Origin of the sequence: Bacillus sp. 522_BSPC, from assembly GCF_001076885.1 — a bacterium.
GTDB lineage: Bacteria > Bacillota > Bacilli > Bacillales > Cytobacillaceae > Niallia > Niallia hominis.
The window spans coordinates 19,922-37,537 of sequence record NZ_JVDT01000037.1; the positions used below are offsets into that span (position 1 = coordinate 19,922).

15 protein-coding genes are annotated in these 17,616 nt (G+C 34.6%); 2 read left to right on the plus strand and 13 right to left on the minus strand.

Annotation, left to right across the window (positions count from 1 at the left end; all coding sequences use genetic code 11):
• Positions 1-66: 66 nt before the first annotated feature.
• From ADJ83_RS03405 to ADJ83_RS03455, 11 genes are all read right to left on the minus strand, one after another.
• Positions 67-825 carry an ABC transporter ATP-binding protein gene (locus ADJ83_RS03405; RefSeq protein ID WP_048716892.1) on the minus strand — a complete coding sequence of 253 codons (759 nt, stop codon included), beginning with the start codon at positions 823-825 and terminating at the stop codon, positions 67-69.
• On the minus strand, positions 819-1,775 hold the full coding sequence (locus tag ADJ83_RS03410; protein WP_048716895.1) for an iron chelate uptake ABC transporter family permease subunit: 957 nt from the start codon (positions 1,773-1,775) through the stop codon (positions 819-821). The genes ADJ83_RS03405 and ADJ83_RS03410 overlap by 7 nt, the downstream gene beginning before the upstream one ends.
• Positions 1,762-2,718 carry an ABC transporter permease gene (locus ADJ83_RS03415; protein WP_048716902.1) on the minus strand — a complete coding sequence of 319 codons (957 nt, stop codon included), beginning with the start codon at positions 2,716-2,718 and terminating at the stop codon, positions 1,762-1,764. Before ADJ83_RS03415 ends, ADJ83_RS03410 begins: the two co-directional genes overlap by 14 nt.
• 296 nt (positions 2,719-3,014) lie before the next feature.
• Complete coding sequence (gene qoxD / locus ADJ83_RS03420; protein WP_031536248.1) at positions 3,015-3,320, minus strand: cytochrome aa3 quinol oxidase subunit IV; 306 nt, start codon at positions 3,318-3,320, stop codon at positions 3,015-3,017.
• 6 nt (positions 3,321-3,326) lie between these two features.
• Complete coding sequence (gene qoxC, locus ADJ83_RS03425) at positions 3,327-3,929, minus strand: cytochrome aa3 quinol oxidase subunit III (RefSeq protein WP_035416157.1); 603 nt, start codon at positions 3,927-3,929, stop codon at positions 3,327-3,329.
• The gene (qoxB, locus tag ADJ83_RS03430; RefSeq protein ID WP_048716898.1) at positions 3,929-5,881 is read right to left on the minus strand and encodes a cytochrome aa3 quinol oxidase subunit I; all 1,953 of its coding nucleotides are present in this window, start codon (positions 5,879-5,881) and stop codon (positions 3,929-3,931) included. Before qoxB ends, qoxC begins: the two co-directional genes overlap by 1 nt.
• Positions 5,871-6,800, minus strand: coding sequence for a cytochrome aa3 quinol oxidase subunit II (gene qoxA, locus ADJ83_RS03435; protein WP_031536245.1), 930 nt, complete (start codon positions 6,798-6,800; stop codon positions 5,871-5,873). Before qoxA ends, qoxB begins: the two co-directional genes overlap by 11 nt.
• 600 nt (positions 6,801-7,400) lie before the next feature.
• Positions 7,401-9,500, minus strand: a complete 2,100-nt coding sequence (locus ADJ83_RS03440) for a PBP1A family penicillin-binding protein (protein ID WP_048716900.1) — start codon at positions 9,498-9,500, stop codon at positions 7,401-7,403.
• Between the two features lie 433 nt (positions 9,501-9,933).
• On the minus strand, positions 9,934-10,320 hold the full coding sequence (locus tag ADJ83_RS03445) for a hypothetical protein (RefSeq protein WP_031536243.1): 387 nt from the start codon (positions 10,318-10,320) through the stop codon (positions 9,934-9,936).
• Positions 10,321-10,413: 93 nt separating this feature from the next.
• Entirely contained in the window at positions 10,414-11,718 is a 1,305-nt protein-coding gene (locus ADJ83_RS03450) for a hemolysin family protein (RefSeq protein WP_048716901.1), read from the minus strand.
• Between the two features lie 139 nt (positions 11,719-11,857).
• Positions 11,858-12,250 (minus strand): MerR family transcriptional regulator, encoded by a 393-nt coding sequence (locus tag ADJ83_RS03455; RefSeq protein ID WP_231512521.1) that lies wholly within the window; start codon positions 12,248-12,250, stop codon positions 11,858-11,860.
• Between the two features lie 227 nt (positions 12,251-12,477).
• On the opposite strand from ADJ83_RS03455, the gene ADJ83_RS03460 reads away from it, so the two are divergent.
• Positions 12,478-13,509: an AI-2E family transporter gene (locus ADJ83_RS03460; protein WP_031536240.1), complete on the plus strand. Its 1,032-nt coding sequence runs from the start codon at positions 12,478-12,480 to the stop codon at positions 13,507-13,509.
• A 98-nt stretch (positions 13,510-13,607) separates the two neighbouring features.
• Here the strand turns inward: ADJ83_RS03460 and ilvD are convergent, their stop codons facing one another.
• Both ilvD and ADJ83_RS03470 read right to left on the minus strand, forming a co-directional pair.
• Positions 13,608-15,284 (minus strand): dihydroxy-acid dehydratase, encoded by a 1,677-nt coding sequence (ilvD, locus tag ADJ83_RS03465; RefSeq protein ID WP_031536239.1) that lies wholly within the window; start codon positions 15,282-15,284, stop codon positions 13,608-13,610.
• Positions 15,285-15,786: 502 nt separating this feature from the next.
• Positions 15,787-16,719: an aldo/keto reductase gene (locus tag ADJ83_RS03470; RefSeq protein WP_414630332.1), complete on the minus strand. Its 933-nt coding sequence runs from the start codon at positions 16,717-16,719 to the stop codon at positions 15,787-15,789.
• Positions 16,720-16,878: 159 nt separating this feature from the next.
• On the opposite strand from ADJ83_RS03470, the gene ADJ83_RS24355 reads away from it, so the two are divergent.
• On the plus strand, positions 16,879-17,490 hold the full coding sequence (locus ADJ83_RS24355; RefSeq protein WP_051640926.1) for a VanZ family protein: 612 nt from the start codon (positions 16,879-16,881) through the stop codon (positions 17,488-17,490).
• The last annotated feature ends 126 nt before the right edge of the window (positions 17,491-17,616 follow it).

The following is a 17,616-nucleotide window of genomic DNA, read 5'->3' on the forward strand; positions in this document are numbered from 1 at the left end:
TTTTCTTCCACCATTAGCTTCTTTTCTACAATGAACCAATCATTTATCAATAGGCAGAATCTTTTTCTATGCAAAATAAACGCATATTCGTTGATTATTAATTTCCTCAATTTGCATATCCATTTCATAAATGCTTTTTAATACTTTTCGATTGATTATCTTTTTAGCTGGTCCATCATTGACGATTTTGCCATTCTTTAATGCTACGATATTATCTGAATAAACAGATGCAAAATTAATATCATGGATAACAATTACTACCGTTTTTCCCAGCTCTTCTACTAATCTTCTTAGCACTTTCATAATTTGCACAGAGTGCTTCATATCTAAATTATTTAGCGGTTCATCCAAAAGGATATATTCTGTATCTTGGGCAACTACCATTGCGATATAAGCTCTTTGCTTTTGTCCACCGCTTAGCTGATCTAAGTATTTATGCTGCATATCCTCTAATTCCATATACTTAATGGCTTCATCTACCATTTTTTCATCTAAATCTGTCAGTTTTCCTTGTGAATAAGGAAATCTCCCAAAGCTTACAAGCTCTCTTATTGTTAAGCGAAGATTGATATTGTTTGCTTGTTTTAATATAGAAATTTTCTTTGCAAGGTCATTGCTTTTTGCTTTATCAATATGCTGGCCATCTATAATGACATCTCCACTGTCTGCTTTAATTAAGCGACTAATAATAGAAAGCAATGTACTTTTCCCAGCGCCATTCGGTCCAATAAAAGAAGTGATTTTTCCTTTTTCTACAGAAAGAGAAACATTATCAAGCACTTTTTTCCCACCATATTGTTTCGTAATGTTCTTTACCTCTACCATGCTCTTCTCTCCTTTAGTAATAAATAGATAAAATACACTCCACCTACAAAGTTAATGATCACACTGATAGTTGTTGAAAATGTAAATACTCGTTCTACAATCAGTAACCCACCAACTAAAGAAATAATGCTCAATAGAATAGATCCAGTAATCAAGGTACTGTGCTTATATGTTTTCAAAAACTCACGAGCTAAGTTGACAACCAGTAACCCGAGAAAGGTAATTGGACCAACTAATGCCGTCGCAACAGATACAAGGATAGATACTACAATTAACATATTGCGCACTACCTTCTCATAATCAATCCCTAAGTTAATAGCCTGATCTCTTCCTAAAGACATGACGTCAAAGAAGCGACTATATCTTGTAACATAGATAGACACTACTGCTACAATAATAAGACTGATCGTTAAAATATTGGTATTTATATTATTAAAACTTGCAAACATTTTATCTTGAATAATCAGAAACTCATTTGGATCAATTAATACTTGCATAAAGGATGAAACACTAGAGAAAAAGCTCCCCATTACAATTCCAATTAACAGTAATAATAAAATGTTTTGGTCTTCTCTATTAAAGAAAAGCTTATAAAGGATACTTGAAAAAAGAACCATTAATACAACAGACACTAAGAAGTTTATGTTGCTATTCATCATCGTCATCGTGCTTGAGCCAAAAAGGAAAACAACAGCGGTTTGAATAAATAGATAAAGGGAATCTAACCCTAAAATACTTGGCGTTAATATTCGGTTATTTGTAATGGTTTGAAATACCATCGAAGTAAAGGCAATGCAGCCACCAGTTAAAAGAATGGCTACAATTTTTATGGCTCTGCGTGGAATGACGTATTCCCAATTATTGCTACTGACTTTGATTAACATGAATATAGTAATTAGTAGAATCGCTATAATGGCCAGTACAATAAGTTTTATCTTAGGCTGCTTCATAAGTCTTTCTCCTTAAAAGTAAATACAGGAAGATACCACTTCCGATGACTCCAACCATCACACCAATCGAAATTTCATATGGATAAATAATCACTCTACCCAGAATATCACAGAATAATACAAATACTGCGCCAAGTAATGCTGTATGCGTTAAGCTGTTTTTTAAATTATCTCCTCGGTATAAAGAAACAATATTTGGAATAATTAGGCCAAGAAATGGAATCATTCCTACTGTCAGTAATACAACAGAAGATACTAGTGCAACGATGATTAATCCTATATTCACCACTCTTTTGTGATTTAGTCCAAGATTAATGGAAAAGTCTTCACCCATTCCAGCAATCGTAAATTTATTAGCATATAGATAGGCAATAATTACTACCGGAATACTTATGTAAAGAAGCTCGTATCTCCCTGCCATGATCAAGGAAAAATCTCCTTGCAACCATGAAGACATATTTTGTATTAAATCATATTTCATCGCAAAAAAAGTGGTAATGGAACTTACAATATTTCCAAGCATTAGACCAATTAATGGAATAAAGATAGCATCTTTGAATTTAATCATATTCAGTATTCGCATAAACAAAAATGTACCACCAAGTGCAAATACGAATGCGATTGTCATCTTTATAATCGGGCTCTCCCCTGTAAAAAGCATTAGAGCGACCAATATCCCCAACCTTGCCCAGTCCATCGTACCAGCTGTCGTAGGAGAAACAAATTTATTTCTCGATATTTGCTGCATAATGAGGCCACAAATGCTTAAGCTAACGCCGGCAATGATAATGCTGATTAGGCGTGGAAATCTGCTAATCAAAAGAATTTCTTTTTGATCTGCTGTTAAATGAAAAATATTTTTTGGGTTAATATCAATGACTCCAACAAATAGGGAGATGGTAGATAAGACTATTAACAATATAAATAAATACTTTATTTTCATCATGCTATTGAGTAATACTACTCTCTTTCCTCACTCCCCTACTTAGTCGTAAATGATTTTCATTATCATTTAGATTCTTTCTTTATTTTATCATCTTTTTCCAGCTCGTCAATGCTTTTTCAAAGACCTGATAGATTTATCACAAAATTTAAAAAAGAATGATGCTGATTACCTAGTTACTTTGTCATGGTTTAGCATCACCATAAAAATACTTAATTAAGCATGCTGTCGTTCCGTTCCGCTCGAATGCAAAAAAAAGAGACCTCCAATGGAGACCTCTTTCACATAACGCTTTATTAGTAATGCACATGTCCTGATGTCATTACCCAAATAGTTCCTCCTGCTACTACGATTGCGCAGAAGAAAGCATAAACGATATTTATAGTTTGTACTTGTCCTTCTCCTTCTGTAAGATGCATAAACATAAACAGTTGAAGAATGGCTTGAATGACAGCCAATGCACCGATAATCCACATAACAGTTATCATTGGAAGATCTGTATATAACTTAGCTCCTACAGCTGCGAAGGTAAGTAATAAAGAAACAATAAAACCTGCAATATGACCAATTGGAAATTTTTCATTTTCATGATTTTTTGCCATCTTTAATTACCCTCCCATTCTAGCAAGATAAACGAATGTGAAGATGAAAATCCACACAACGTCTAAGAAGTGCCAGTATAAACTTATAATAAATGTCTTACGAGCTGTTGTTGGTGTTAAACCATGCTTCATTAATTGAATAATAATTAATATTGCCCAGCCAATACCTATGGATACGTGCAATCCATGCGTTCCAAGCAATACAAAGAACGAAGAAAGGAATGCACTTGTCTGCATTGTTGCACCTTCATGTACATAATGAATAAACTCATTTACTTCCACAAAAACGAACCCTGCACCTAATGCCAAAGTGATAATTAACCAAGTTAATAATCCTTTTAAATTCTGGCGACGCATATACCATATGGCAATCCCACAAGTGAAACTACTTGTTAATAGTAAAAGTGTTTCAATCATGACATCTTTTAATTTAAATAATTCAGCTGGAGTAGGCCCGCCTGCAAAGTTATCCTTTAAAGATCCATAGGCTGCAAACAAGGTAGCGAATAATACAACCTCCGCACCAAGGAAGATCCAGAAGCCTAGAATATTTAAACGGCTTTGCTCTGTCTGATATTCTAGTGGTAAAGACTTATCGACTTTTGCCATTATTTCTCACCTCTCCATGCACGTTCCGTTTTCTTAATAACATCCAGTTTAATATGGTAACCTTCGTCATAATCAAAAGAACGAATTATTAAGCCAACAAAAATACCTAAACTACAGATTGCAGCTGGAATAAACAATTCAAATACTAGTAAGAAACCAACTACACCAAATATTGCACACATATAGAATGGCAACCAAGAGTTGCTCGGCATGTGTATTTCTTCTAACTCTTCTTCTTTTAAAACTAAGCCTTCTTTATTTTTCTTCATATACCAGAATGCATCTAATGCTTTTACTTCTGGAGTGATAGCGAAGTTATATGGCTGAACTGGAGAAGCTGTATGCCATTCTAATGTTCTTGCATCCCATGGATCTGTTGAAATCTTTCTATCTGCATAACGAGTGCTATAGTAAATGTTATAAACAAGTACTGCAAATCCCGCAGCAAGAATAAGAGATCCGATTGCGGAAAGCATGAACAATGGTGCAAATCCAGATTCTGCAGAGAAAGTATAAGAACGTCTTACTGCTCCTTGTAAACCTAAGAAGAACATTGGCATAAATGTTACGTTAAAACCAATATTAAATAACCAGAAATGCCATTTTCCTAAACGCTCATTTAAAGCATAACCGAACATTTTTGGCCACCAGTAATAGAAACCAGCAAATACTGCATACACTACACCTGGTATTAATACATAGTGGAAGTGAGCTACTAAGAATAATGTATTATGATATTGATAGTCTGCTGCAGCCATTGCAAGCATAACTCCAGTTACCCCACCAATTGTAAAGGTTGGAATAAATGCAAGCGACCATAGCATAGCTGTTGTAAATTGAATTCGCCCTTTTCTCATTGTAAATAACCAGTTGAAAATCTTAACCCCAGTCGGAACTGCAATTAACATTGTCGTAATCGAGAATACAGAGTTTACAACAGGTCCAGACCCCATCGTGTAGAAATGGTGAACCCATACAACCATACTTAAGATAGCAATACCTACAATAGATATAATCATTGAATTATAACCATATAGACGTTTTCTTGAGAAAGTCGCAATTACTTCTGAGAACATACCGAAAGCAGGCAAGATTACGATATAAACCTCAGGATGTCCCCATAACCAGAATAAGTTATTCCATAACATCGCATTTCCTCCACCGGAAATCGTGAAGAAATGTGTTCCGAATAAACGGTCAAATGTCATTAATGCTAGTGCAACAGTTAAGATTGGGAATGCAAATACAATAATAACGTTTGTAATTAATGAAGTCCAAGTGAACATTGGCATTTTCATTAATGTCATCCCTTTTGCACGCATTTTTAGGATCGTAACAACAAAGTTGATACCTGTCATTAACGTACCTATACCTGCAATCTGCAAGGCAATGGCATAGAAGTTATTTCCAACCCCTGGCGTAAATTCTTTCCCAGCAAGAGGGAAATAGGATGTCCATCCTGCATCAGGTGATCCACCAATTACGAAAGAAATATTGAATAACATTGCACCACTAAATGTTAGCCAGAAGCTTAATGCATTTAATTGTGGGAATGCAACATCACGTGCACCAATTTGTAAAGGAATTACTACGTTCATTAGTCCAATCAACGCCGGCATCGCCATAAAAAGAATCATGATAACACCGTGTGTTGTAAATACTTCATTGTAATGCTGTGCATCTAAAAAATCCATTTCAGGTGCTGAGGTTTGATATTTCATCATCAAACCATCTACTCCACCACGGAAGAACATTAATACGGCTACGATAATATACATAATACCGATTTTTTTGTGATCAACCGTTGTTATCCATTCATCCCATAGGTATTGCCATTTCTTAAAATAGGTGACACCAACTACAATGGCAAGCATTGTTAGCGTAATACCTATTTGAGCAGATAATATGAGGGGATCACCAGTAATAACGATATCTTCCCACTTAATGTGCATCCTCTTCACCCCCGTTTGACTCTTCGTTCTTTTCAAAAGTTTTACCTGGATATCCATGAACTCGATATAGCTCAGGATTTAAATAATAGTTTGAGTCTCCACCTTTCCCGTGATCAATCCACTCTAAATGAGTATTAGAGAAAGTCATACGGCCTAAATGTGTCGGCTTAATAATTTCTTTATATTTTTCCTCAGTTAATTCAGGGGCAGTTTCTTTTACTTCATCTACCCATTCATCATAGTCCGCTAAAGTTTTTGCTTCAACTTCAAATTTCATCTCCGCATAGCCTTTACCGTTAAAGCTTGTATTTTGCCCTTCATAACTACCTGGGTTATCAGCCACAACATAAAGATCTGTTTCAGCCCCATACATTGTGTACTTCTGGCCAGCTAATGCAGGAATCCAGAATGATTGCATTGTTCCAGCAGAAGTTAATTTAAACTCCACTGGTACACCAGCAGGGATATTTACATAGTTGACTGTTTCAATTCCTTCTTCTGGATAGCTAAAAATCCACTTCCAGTCTGCAGAAGTTACATTAATTACAATAGGATCTTGATCTTTATAATCCTCTGGAATATCCTCTAATGCATAAATTGTTTTTACAGTCGGAATCGTTAATGCAATAATAATTAGAAATGGGATTACAGTCCAAACAATCTCAAGCTTTGTACTTCCATGTTCTTCTGGTTCATAATCCGCATTGTCTTTCGTTGCGCGATATTTCCAAACTATGTAGCCAAATAGTCCAAAAACTACTAGACAAACAAAAGCCATTAATACAATAGACCAGTTAATCAAGTCTGTAATACTTCTAGCAACAGGACCTTGTGGATCAAATACAACCATCGATTCACAACCGCTTAAAATGAATAGTGGTACAATTGCTAAAAGTGAAACTAAAATTCCCTTTTTCATTTGTACAGCTCCTTCCGTTTAAGTTCAAATGTTAAACTATTCACAGAATGTTCGATATTTAGACATAGAACATTCATATTACATAGGTAAAATAATGATTATTACTACCTGTATGATGATATCATATCTCGAACCTATTATTTGTGACAAAAAACGTAAGTATAATTTTACCAATTTTCACATTTTCTATTCTTATGTTTTCCGTGTATTCAAGATTTTATCAACCTTTTTATTATATCAGATGCTATTATTAAAATCCATGTCCACACTCTTGTCACAAATACTTTTTCAACCTATAGCATTTCTATGTTCCCCTCTCTCACAAGACATTTAAACGCTTACAAATATTATAGAATATTCTGGTTGGTTTTTCCAATATTTATTCCTCTTCATTCCCTTTTATTCATTTAGTTTATTCTGTTATATTTATCACAGACTATACTTCATTAAACTAGATTATCTTTCCTATTTTATAGATTATCCATATTTAGTTATGCTTTTCAAAAAAACCCTTTAGATAGATAAAAAAAGGCAGAAATATATACCGCCACCAGTAGCAACTGCTCTAGTATCCGTATAAATTTCTGCCTTGTTCAAATACTAATTTTCTAGTATTTCTTGTAATTTCCCTTTTACCTTGTCATTTATTTTTTTCACATCTTTTTTAATTTCATCTACAACTTGGCTCCATTTTGAAGAATTCTCTTTTATGGTTGTTTCTAATTCCTCTGCTTTTTCTTTAATTACTTTTTTTGTTTCTTCTACTTTTTCATTTACATTTCCATTATCCTTATTTGCTAGTTTATCACTAACAGATAATACTTTAAAATTTTCCGGTTCTACGTATTGTACAGCCTGATCCATAATTGTCTTAAAAATTGGTACTACATCCCCCGAGCTTTTGCTTGGAAGATAATGTTGATCATCTGTTTTATCATAACCGAGCCACATGGCACCAACTAGATTTGGGGTATAACCCACAAACCATTGATCCTTTGTACCAGAAATATTACCATTATCTAATTGAGTAGATCCTGTTTTTCCCGCAATTTGGAATCCAGTCACTTTTGCACCTTGACCTGTTCCTGATTTTATAACATCCAGTAGCATCGAAGTCATATCATCTGTGACTGATTTAGATGTTACTCTTGTTGATTCAGGTTCATATTCCGCAATAACGTTACCTGTTGGTCCAATAATTTTTGTAATCAAATGATTCTCCATTCGAACACCATCATTTGGGAACGTAGAATAAGCACTGGCCATTTGTAAAGGGGAAACACCTGTAGTCATTCCACCTAAAGCAATCCCTAAATACTCATCATCCTTTTCATACGGAATTCCAAATCGATCAAGCGATTTAAGTCCCGTTTCTAATCCAATTTGGTCTAATAGCCAGACAGCTGGAACATTTAAGGATTCTTCTAAAGCCTCATACATTGGGACTTCTCCCTTAAATGTTTTTGTAAAGTTTTGTGGTTCATATTTCCCTTTCTTAAAAGGTTTATCCTCTAGCATCGAATCTATTTTATACCCTTTTTCTAAAGCTGGTGTATAAACCGCAAGTGGCTTCATTGTAGATCCTGGTTGTACTTTAATTTGAGTAGCTCGATTAAATCCTCTGAAAACTTGCTCTCCTCTTCCTCCGACTAACCCTCTTACTCCACCTGTTTCTGGGTCAAGCAGCACTGCTCCACCTTGCACTAATGTCCCATCAGCGCTTTTTGGGAAAAGAGAATCGCGAGCAAAGGTCTTTTCTAATGTTGATTGAAGATTTTGGTCCATCTCTGTATAAATTTTATAGCCTCTTTTCAAGATTTCTTCCTGGGTAAGACCATATTTATTGATTGCTTCATCGATAACCGCATCTACAAAGTAAGGATATTCTCTTTCAATAAAAGAGCCTCCCCCATTTTCTAAAACAATTTTTTCTTTTACTGCCTTTTGATATTCTTTCTCTGTTATTTCGTTTAAATCTAGCATTTTCTTTAGAACCACATTACGGCGGGAAATTGCCCCATCATAATTATTATAGGGATCTAATGCAGAGGGAGCCTGTAATATCCCTGCAAGTAAAGCAGCTTCACTTATTGATACTTCTTTAATATCTTTATTAAAGTACTTTAAAGAAGCTTGGCTAATCCCCCATGCTCCACTACCAAAATAAACATGGTTTAAATACATTTGTAGTATTTCTTCTTTTTTATAATGCTTCTCTATTTCTACTGCTAAAAATAATTCCTCTGCTTTCCGTTTATACGTCTGTTCGGAAGTTAACAAGGCATTTTTTGTTAATTGCTGCGTAATGGTACTGCCTCCACCTGTAATTCTTCCTGCAAAAATATTTTTAAAAAAGGCCCGAGTAATTCCTTTTATATCAAACCCATTATGTTCATAAAAACGTTCATCTTCAATAGAAACAACAGCTGCCGGAACATATTCAGGTACATCCTCCAATTCTATTCCTTCCGTTCTTTCTGTTCTTATTTGGGTTGCTTCGTCCCCATCTTTATCGTAAATAATCGTTGCCTGGCTTAAACCAGCCTTCAAGGTACTAACATTTGCCTGTGTCGCTAAATACGTAAAATATAATATTGCCAACAAAACAAACAGTAACCCAGCCAAAAGTATAATTTGGGTAAGATGTCTCTTCTTCCAAAAGCGTCGAAACCCTTCCCAATACGGTTTTAGTCTTTCCATTCTATAACCTATCCTTTACTTTTACTAAATAGAATAAATACTATATATTTTCTTTTCTCTCTTTCCTATCAAACATTAGACGTTAATTTCCATTCTTTTGTTGCAAGTTATCTATCAAAACTATATTCTCTTTTTTTGTAAATTACAAGAAGGTATTCCCCTCTCTATTATTACCAAATTTATCAAGGAGCGAGCTCTGTTGTTTATTCTATCGCAGTTTCGGGAAAAGACCTATTATAGAAGAAAAAGGATGTGAGAGATAATGAAAAAAATGTTCAGACGATTGATTACGTGGGGACCTATCATTTATCCCTTCGCCAAAAAAATGTGGGACAAGCGGAAACAGTCCAAGGTAAACTCTAGTACTGCTACACGCTAAAAGAAAAAATCCAATGCAGCCAGGGCTATTCGCCTTAGGCTACATTGGATTTTTTTATGCATTAATATTGTTATAAGCAAGCACTACTTCTTTCACTAAAGCATGGTCTTCATTTAAACCTGATACTTTACTGAAAGCTGTTTGAACTCCATTTTCATCTATTAAGTTCTTTAACTCAATAGACTCTTGATCTTCCGGTGTATAAAAGCGAAGTGCTGATGCCATCACTTCAACTAAGTAAGAAGGAATTTCGTTAAACTCCCTATAATATGCTAAAGCAGGAGCGACTAATCGATCATTGCCACCTAATTTTCTTAATGGTGATCGACCAACTCGTTTTACGTCGTCAACGATATAAACATTTGCAAAACGGCCTAAATATACTTTTGGCAGACATAATGCTGACACAATTAAATTAATAAAATCCAATAAAATCAGCATTCCGCGTTAACTCTCTTAAAAGATTCTATTTAACCAACAATTTATACACCAAAAAAAGAAGGGTTTCCCCTTCTATAAAATCCGTTTTTTTAATCAAACTTCCACTGCACTAGTATCTTTCATCACTTCAATAAAATGGATGTGATGTTCTTCAATATTTTTTATTTTAAAGATATATCCTTCTTCTTCCAAAATATCCCCTTCAACCGCTTCAAAATTTTTAGTCAAAAACCATCCGCCAATCGTATCCACTTCCTCCTCAGATAAATGAGTTCCTAAAAGATCGTTTACTTCGCTGATTAATACTTTGCCATTAAGTATATAATGATCGTCTTTAATTCTGCGAATATCAGAAATTTCATCCTCATCAAACTCATCTCTGATGTCTCCTACAATTTCCTCTAGTATATCTTCTGCAGTAACAATACCTGAAGTACCACCATATTCATCAAGCAGAATCGCCATATGTGTACGTTCTTTCTGCATTTTAATTAATAATTCTCTTATAGGAACGGTTTCAATGACACGAATAATCGGTTTCATATAGTCCTCTAATCGAATCTCTTGTTTGTTTTGAACAGTTGCCGTTAGAAATTCTCGAATATTAATTAATCCGATTACATTATCCTTATCTCCATTTACTAATGGATAACGAGTGTAATTCTCCTCTTCCAATATATTCATTATTTCATCAAAGGTATTATCTACACTAATCGTAACCATTTCGGTTCTCGGCACCATGATTTCTTTGGCAATTCGTTCATCAAATTCAAAAATATTATTTACATATGCTAGTTCATTTTTATTGATTTCACCGCTTTTATAGCTTTCTGACATTAAAATTCTTAACTCTTCTTCTGAGTGTGCAAGTTCATGTTCTGATGCTGGTTTTAATCCAAAGATACTTGTCAAAAGTCGTGCAGACCCATTCAACAACCAAATAAAAGGATATAATATTCGATAGAACCAAATAATTGGATTTGCAAAGGTTAATGTTATAAGTTCTGCCTTTTGAATAGCAACCGTCTTTGGAGCAAGTTCTCCAACAACAACATGCAAGAAGGTTACAAGTAAAAAGGATATAACAAAGGCAATCACGTGAGATAGTGCATTCCCAATGGATAACTTAATAAATAGTGGCTCAAGAATTTCCGCGAAAGTGGATTCTCCAATCCAACCTAGTCCTAAAGCTGTAACAGTTATCCCTAATTGGCAAGCTGAAAGATATTCATCTAAATGTGTCGTTACCTTTTTTGCCGCTAATGCACCTTTTTTTCCTTCAGCAACTAACTGATCGATTCTTGAACTCCTGACCTTTACTATTGCAAACTCGGTTGCAACGAAAAAAGCAGTTAAAGCAATTAATATCACAAATAAAATCAAATTAAAAATTTCCAATAAGTAGCCCGTAAAGGGGCTTACACCTCCTGATAATAAAAGCGCATCCGCATTTCTCCAATAAAGGAGAGACGCTGTTGCTTATAATAATTCCCATTCCTTTTAGTTAAATTTTTTATGCAAACCTTAAAAAAACAGTTTAATTTAGCAAAAGCAACAATGCTTGTATTAAAGATATACTTTCATGAGATATAGTATTTCTTACTTCTTTCTTTTTATGATGGTCCTGAATATCTACTGATAGAAGCATTTGATGAATCTTTTCATTCAAATCCCTCATATTTTCTTTCAGTTCCTCTACATCCAAAGTATTCATTTTGTGATTATTTAATTTCCCCTTAATTTCCTCTAGCGTTAGCTTTCTCTTTTTAAATTCTTCAATAACTTTAATTTGTTCTATTTGTTCTTCTCTATAATAACGATAATTTGTTTGAGAACGTTCTGCTTGAAGAAGGCCAAGGTTTGTATAATAATCTATGGTTCTTTTCGTTACACCAGTAACTTTTGCCAAATCACCAATTCTTAATTTCACATCCCCATCGCTTCTCCTCCTAACCATAACGTTTTAGTTTTACTTTTTTATTATATAAGGGGAAGGAGAAAAGATTCAAGCAAAAAACTTCCTATATATAATAGCTTTTCCTTACGCTGACTAAATTTTCACAAAATGTAGGCTTTTTATATTATTAAAATACAATTTAGGTTAAAATATAAGAAGATAAATAGAAAAGAAAAATATATTTAAGAAGGGGAAATGGAGTGGAAACAATTATCAATTTTCTTATGAATAAAGGGGTAAAAAGGTTTTTTATTTTTGCATTAATCATTCTGGGCATCTATGCGCTTAGAAGCATGATTAATTTAATGCTATTTACTTTTATCCTTTCTTTTTTAATGGATCGCATGGAAAAAATTATCTCCAAGCGAATTCACGTTAAACGAAACGTTATAGTTAGCCTCCTCTATCTGGTAACCATCGGAATTCTTTCCTATAGCTTTATTAAATATTTGCCAATGCTTGTAGAAGAAATAACGGCATTAGTTAGACAAGTAATGGATTTTTATTCCCGTCCACATGATAATGAGGTCTTAAATTATATTGTTTCCATCATTCAAGAAAGACAAATCAACAGCTATTTGGAACAAGGACTTGGCATTGTTGTCAAATATTTCTCAAGTATCAGTTCCATAAGCATACAATTCATACTCGCTATGATTCTAAGCTTCTTCTTCCTTTTAGAGAAGCCGCGATTAATAAAATATAAAGAAAACTTTCGTAAAAGTAAAATTGCACCTTTTTATAATGAAATTGAATTCTTTGGCAAAAAATTTGTGTTAACATTTGGAAAAGTATTAGAAGCTCAAGTTATCATAGCTTTAGTAAATTGTATCTTAACGACTATCGGATTATGGATCCTTGGTTTTCCTCAATTACTAGGCTTATCTCTGATGATATTTGTCTTTGGGCTTATCCCAGTTGCAGGGGTTATTATTTCCCTCATACCGTTGCTGACAATTGGGTACACAATTGGTGGATACACCTATATTATTATATTGATTATCTTTATTTGTGTTATCCATGCTATTGAAGCTTATATTCTTAATCCGAAGCTAATGTCATCGAAAACAAATTTACCTGTATTTTTTACTTTTATTGTGCTTATCTTCTCTGAACATTTCTTTGGAGTATGGGGCTTAATCATTGGAATACCTGTGTTTGTTTTCCTTTTAGATATCTTACAGGTACAAAGTATGGATCCCAATAGAGAAAAAGACATGATAAAGGAATAAACCCGTCTACCTTTTTATACACATAAATAGAAAAGCAGGTTGAATACACTTTGTACCGTGTATCTAACCTGCTTTTTCATTAAATAAACATTACCGAATTAATACTTCAATACTGCTCCTGTATTCGCAGATGTCACAAGCTTAGAATATCGTGCTAAATAGCCACTTTTTACTTTTGATTCAAACCCTTTCCATTCTGCTTTCCTTTGTTGCCATTCTTCCTCAGGTACTACAACATCCATTGTACGATTTTCAATGTCAATCACAATATGATCGCCATCTTTAACAAATGCCAACGGTCCTCCTTCTGCCGCCTCTGGTGAAGCATGGCCGATAGATATACCGCGAGAAGCACCTGAAAAACGCCCATCTGTTACAAGCGCAACTTTGGGACCAAGACCCATTCCAACAATTTGTGAAGTAGGTGCTAGCATTTCCGGCATACCCGGTCCTCCTTTTGGTCCTTCATAGCGAATGATAACAACATGCCCTTCCTTCACTTTGCCTTTCACTAATCCCTCTAATACATCATCCTGTGAGTCAAACACAATAGCTGGCCCTTCATGACGTTGAATTCCGTTTTGAACACCACCTGTTTTAATGATAGCACCTTGAGGAGCAAGATTACCAAACAAGACTGCTAATCCTCCTGTTGAGGTATGAGGATCATCGATTGGACGAATCACTTGATAATCCTTCACTTTACATCCAGCAATATTCTCTCCAAGTGTTTTCCCAGTAACAGTTAATGTATCCAGATGAAGAGCCCCTTCTTTTTTGGATAGTTCATAAAGAGCCGCTGAAACTCCTCCAGCTTCATGTAAATCTTCAATATGTACATCAGAAGAAGGAGCAAGCTTCGATAAATGAGGTACTCTTGATGCAACTTGATTGATTCTTTCAAGTGGATATTCTACGCCCGCTTCATGTGCTAAAGCCAATGTATGAAGAACAGTATTCGTTGATCCTCCTAATGCCATGTCCAATGCAAAGGCATTATCAATTGCCTTTTCTGTCACAATATCTCTTGGTTTAATATCCTCATCTATTAAATGCATCAGCTGTTTAGCAGATTTCTTTACAAATTCTTTTCTCTCAGGTGCGACAGCAAGAATTGTCCCATTTCCAGGCAAAGCAAGACCTAATGCTTCAGCAAGACAGTTCATTGAATTTGCTGTGAACATTCCGGAACAAGAACCACAGGTCGGACAACCAAATTGCTCTAATTCTCTTAGACCACCTTCATCAATTTTGCCTGACTGGAAAGCCCCTACTCCCTCAAACACAGATGATAAAGAAATCTTCCTCCCATCACTAGTAACACCAGCCTTCATTGGTCCACCACTTACAAAGATAGTAGGAATATTTAATCGTAGGGAGGCCATCATCATTCCTGGTGTAATTTTGTCACAGTTTGGGATACAAACCATTCCATCAAACCAATGTGCAGCAACTACCGTTTCAATGGAATCTGCAATAATTTCACGGCTTGGCAAAGAATAGCGCATTCCAATATGCCCCATCGCAATTCCATCATCCACACCAATTGTATTCATTTCAAATGGAACGCCGCCTGCTTCTCTTATTGCATCCTTTACAATCTTTCCAAATTCCTGTAAATGAACATGTCCTGGAACAATATCAATATATGAATTGACTACAGCAATAAATGGTTTATCAAAATCCTCCTCTTTTACCCCAGCAGCTCGCAGTAAGCTTCGATGTGGCGCACGATCGAATCCCTTCTTTATCATATTACTTCTCAATTGTGTCACTTCTACCCCTCCAATTATCCGATTAAAGCGAAAAATCTGTATATTTAAACTTTTACTTATTGTAACACTATAAAAGCAAAATTGGTATAATTTCTTCTTGAGATTATAAATAGAAATCGATATCGACAATCCTTTTTACCAAAAAACAAAAACATTGTTAAATTAGGTTTTTTCTAACGGACAATGTTAGAAGTTCTTACATAATAACCTTATGTATTCTAATTCTCCTGTCCTTCTTAATCCATTCTCAGCCAACTTAATATTATATAAAAATAATTTTTCTGTTAGTAATTTCATTAAATACGGCTGTAAATAAAGCTCTATAGATAAACAAAAGCAATGAAGTTCCTATTATCCCTTCATTGCTTTTTATTGATTTCATTATTCTCTATTTAATAAAGTGAATCATCACTTTAGTGTGTTTCCTTGCTCCCACTGAGAATTAGTAGAACCATTTCGGATATTAATGGACAGTTAATCTCCGTCTATCCTATCCGTTCTCCTAAGCAAATATTTCACTAATTTGTTTCACTTCTTCTTCTGTTAACGCCACTTCTAAGGTTCTCAGATTATTCTTAAGCTGACTAGTTGATTTCGCTCCTGGAATAATCACATCAACTGCAGGCTGTTCTAATAGCCATGCTAATGCAAAATGTGTTGCATCAAAGCCTTTTTCTTCAGCCATTTGCTTTAATTTGTCGACTTTTTCAACATTTTGAATAAATGCCTCTCCTTGAAATAGAGGATTATTTTGTCTGCCATCACTAATTGTGGAATCCTTTGAATACTTTCCAGTCAATAGACCAGAAGCTAAAGGAAAATATGGAACAAAGCTAATGTTATGTTCAACACAATACGGTAAGTACATTTCCTCTGCTTGTCTTTTAAATAATGAATATTCTGCTTGGAATACTTCTAAATAGCCATCCTGATTAAATGCCTTTAGTTGTTCAGCATCCAAATTAGAAGCTCCAACTGCAAGGATCTTCCCTTCATCCTTTAACTCTTGTAACGTCCCTGCAACTTCAGCCATTGGAGTGACATCATCTGGAAAATGAACATAGAATAAATCAATATAATCTGTTTGCAGTCGCTTTAGACTGTCTTCTACAGATTTCCGTAAAAACTCTCTACTATTATCAAGTTGTATTTTGCCATCCACTAATTTATGAGCAGCCTTGCTTGCAATGACGATATCTTGGCGGTTACCTCTTTCCTTTAGCACCTCTCCAATTAATTCCTCTGATCTTCCTAATCCGTATACATAAGCAGTATCAAGAAAATCAATTCCAGCATCTAATGCATTTCTTACTACATTTTTTCCTGTTTCATCATTTAAATTCGGAAATAAATTATGACCACCGACAGAGTTCGCACCATATCCCAGCTTCGTAACATGCATAGCCGTTTGACCTATTTGAACTTTACTACTCAAAAAGATTCATCTCCTTCATTAGTATATAGACAACTATCTATTCACTCCTAGTATGCGTATTTCTGTAATAAGAGTAAAGTAATTCGCTTTATATTCTATTTTTGAACAAGTATCATATACTTTTTAGAAGAACAAATAAAGAAAGGACTTCGATTATCTGTGCATGTATTAAAAAACGGAATCTTTTTTCTCCTTATTCTCCTTCTATTCCTTACACTTTGGTCGATGAGGGGAGTTTCACTGCTATTAAATTTTCCTTTTCTACTTATTCTTATCGTTCCCTTATGGATATATTTTCGAATCCAACAAAACAATCAGCGAAAAGCGGTACTACTTTCAAAAGAATTTCCAATTAATCTATTTTTCGTATATATGCTGACAGTTATCTATGTAACATTGGAGCCTTTTCACTTTACTCCACCTAGTCTAAATGACGGAAAAATGAATCTAATTCCTTATGTTCAAATTCTATATCAATACAAATATAAACCGCCTTTTTTTTGGATGCTATATACGCTCGGAAACATCCTTTTATTTATCCCATTTGGTCTTCTACTTCCTTTTTTGTATAAAAAGCGATTTAGAGCATTCGTTATACTAGGACTTGCTATTCTCTGCTCCCTTTCTATTGAGACTATTCAATTTTTCTTTACTGTAGATAGAGCTGCAGATATAGATGATTTCATTCTAAATATCTTTGGAGCAATGGTTGGCTATTTTCTCTTTTTATTTATGGGGCTATTCGCGCGACGATTATTACATAAGTGCTAAACATTAATCTTTTTAAGATGCTAGCTTTATATAGAAAGAGGCTGGACAAAACTAAATAACCAATCTTTAAAGACGAACAATATCTAATTTAGCTCTTAAATAAAGCTACTTTCTCATGATGGTTAT

Bases quoted from the DNA above. Each gene is read 5' to 3' on its own strand.
- ADJ83_RS03405 (WP_048716892.1), bottom strand. From the start codon at position 825: ATGGTAGAGGTAAAGAACATTACGAAACAATATGGTGGGAAAAAAGTG.
- ADJ83_RS03410 (WP_048716895.1), bottom strand. From the start codon at position 1,775: ATGAAGCAGCCTAAGATAAAACTTATTGTACTGGCCATTATAGCGATT.
- ADJ83_RS03415 (WP_048716902.1), bottom strand. From the start codon at position 2,718: ATGAAAATAAAGTATTTATTTATATTGTTAATAGTCTTATCTACCATC.
- qoxD (WP_031536248.1), bottom strand. From the start codon at position 3,320: ATGGCAAAAAATCATGAAAATGAAAAATTTCCAATTGGTCATATTGCA.
- qoxC (WP_035416157.1), bottom strand. From the start codon at position 3,929: ATGGCAAAAGTCGATAAGTCTTTACCACTAGAATATCAGACAGAGCAA.
- qoxB (WP_048716898.1), bottom strand. From the start codon at position 5,881: ATGCACATTAAGTGGGAAGATATCGTTATTACTGGTGATCCCCTCATA.
- qoxA (WP_031536245.1), bottom strand. From the start codon at position 6,800: ATGAAAAAGGGAATTTTAGTTTCACTTTTAGCAATTGTACCACTATTC.
- ADJ83_RS03440 (WP_048716900.1), bottom strand. From the start codon at position 9,500: ATGGAAAGACTAAAACCGTATTGGGAAGGGTTTCGACGCTTTTGGAAG.
- ADJ83_RS03445 (WP_031536243.1), bottom strand. From the start codon at position 10,320: ATGCTGATTTTATTGGATTTTATTAATTTAATTGTGTCAGCATTATGT.